We start from the raw sequence: 1,800 nt of genomic DNA, 5'->3' as shown, positions 1-1,800 counted from the left end.
TGATTATTAGCCCTGTCGGCTTAATTACTTTGATTAATCGATGCCGGCAGTCGTACTCATAGTGGGTGACTAGACTGTGGTCTTTTCCACGCTTTTCGGCAATCAGATTACCAAAGCGGTCATACTCAAAATGTTTGTCACTAAAAAAGGTCAAGCGGTTGCCTTTGGCAATATTGGCGTGAAAAGGCGCGGGTGCCAGCGCTTGGGTTTCAGTGCTTTTATTGCCGGTTTGGTCATAGCTAAACAGTTCCACTTTTTCAGCGTGATGTTGCTCCGGATTGGCGTCAGGATAGGTGACGGTGTGTAGCTGACCGGCATTATCATAACGGTAACGGCGTGGCTAATGCCCGGTGATTTCAGCAAGTTGCCCATCAGTTTACTAAATAAAATCCCCATAAATTATATGGGTATTTTACTATTTACTTTGAATAACGTTCTCTTAATTTATTCATATAAAATTCGATTGAATCTTTTTCTTTAGGATGTGCTTCAATATAGCTATTAGATATTATTTGCATAAGTTCAACAAAATGTTGGGGAGATAGCGTTGAACTTTCATAGTCTCCAACTAAAAAAGATACCTCATCAAATTCTTTCGGATCATCTAAATCTTGATCTAAAACATATTCTAACCCCTCGTGAACAATGCAACCAATCCCCCGTGATGCATCATAAATAAATTGTAAAAGATTCATCTTATGTTCTTTGTACATCGTTTCTATTAAGTAATATAAATCACCACCTCCTTGTTCTTCTATTTCTTTTTCTATTGTATTTAACCATGTTAAATTATGACTCATTTTATATTCCTTATTGGCATTGTAAGAAATGCATTGCTTATTTTGCCTGTATTTTGATTTTTTGTTACAGTAAACTGGATCGGATCACTACCGGCATATTGGTAACTATTTAGTCCGCCTAGTATACCGAGCGGATCTTGGGTGATATATCTGCCTGTAAATGGGTCGTAATAGCGGTTTAGGTTGAATCAAGTTATTTCAGGTCAAATAGAGAACTAAATTAACGCAGTATCAATACAACTATCGTTAATCAAACTTGTATAAATTACTCGCATACTATATTTAAACTAGACGCTTACATCTTTACGGTAAAATATCTATTCCATCATCTAAAATTGCAATATCTACTTGCCTTAACATCCCGTTAGATTTAACTAAAAACCATTTATCATTATTATTTGCAGAAGAATCCTCGAAAAGACTTGAATCAAATAAAATAGAAACATTTAATGCACAAGCTAGTTTTTGTGCAATACTTTTCCCATCTAGTGTTATATTTAAATCATCAGACCACATAATAGATAAACCTTGTTTAAATCCTTGAGAGTATTCCATTAACAACACAAATAATAGAGACTCATTGCATGGAAAATTAACCGATTCTATTTTCAATCCAATTATAAACTCAAGATTAGCGAGAATTTCATGCTCTGAACGCTGATTTTGCAAATAGAGATCAATTAATAATCTTGAATTATTCATTTTTTATCCTTCATTAATTTTAAAATAGCTTTAGTTCGTTTTATTTGTTCAGGATCAAGAATCTTTTTTTTCTCTAGGTGATTCAATGTAATTATTGCTTTATCTTTTCCGTACTTTTTCGCTTGAATTAAGACTTTATATTCTAGTGATGAAATATTTACAACTCCAGGTCCAGAAACTGGGTGGACAGAATTATTATGTATACCCCATACTCTGCCTGATGATGTTGTAAATAATTCACCATCTCTAATAGCAACTCCAGATTTAATTTCGGCAAGATCAGCTAACGCTTCAGTTC

General features: G+C 34.1%; 3 protein-coding genes and 2 pseudogenes. All 5 read right to left on the bottom strand.

Annotated features, from left to right (window positions below; translation table 11 throughout):
* Positions 1–253, bottom strand: a 253-nt coding sequence (locus GQ593_RS13230) for an RHS repeat domain-containing protein (RefSeq protein ID WP_160432454.1), incomplete at its 3' end; no start/stop codon positions are given.
* A gap of 166 nt (positions 254–419) precedes the next feature.
* A complete protein-coding gene (locus GQ593_RS13225; protein ID WP_160432453.1) occupies positions 420–800 on the bottom strand; it encodes a hypothetical protein in 381 nt (126 codons plus the stop codon).
* Positions 797–970: pseudogene (locus GQ593_RS13220) on the bottom strand (RHS repeat-associated core domain-containing protein); the annotation flags it as partial. The gene GQ593_RS13225 and the pseudogene GQ593_RS13220, both read right to left, overlap by 4 nt.
* A gap of 133 nt (positions 971–1,103) precedes the next feature.
* Positions 1,104–1,502: a hypothetical protein gene (locus tag GQ593_RS13215; protein ID WP_160432452.1), complete on the bottom strand. Its 399-nt coding sequence runs from the start codon at positions 1,500–1,502 to the stop codon at positions 1,104–1,106.
* Positions 1,499–1,800 (bottom strand): annotated as a pseudogene (locus GQ593_RS13210) (hypothetical protein); the annotation flags it as partial. The pseudogene GQ593_RS13210 and the gene GQ593_RS13215, both read right to left, overlap by 4 nt.

Source organism: Gilliamella sp. Pas-s25 (assembly GCF_009795885.1).
Lineage (GTDB): Bacteria > Pseudomonadota > Gammaproteobacteria > Enterobacterales > Orbaceae > Gilliamella.
This window is presented reverse-complemented; position numbering and strand designations above follow the sequence as displayed.

Coding starts and splice junctions, on each gene's coding strand:
- GQ593_RS13225 (WP_160432453.1), bottom strand. CDS start 800: ATGAGTCATAATTTAACATGGTTAAATACAATAGAAAAAGAAATAGAA.
- GQ593_RS13215 (WP_160432452.1), bottom strand. CDS start 1,502: ATGAATAATTCAAGATTATTAATTGATCTCTATTTGCAAAATCAGCGT.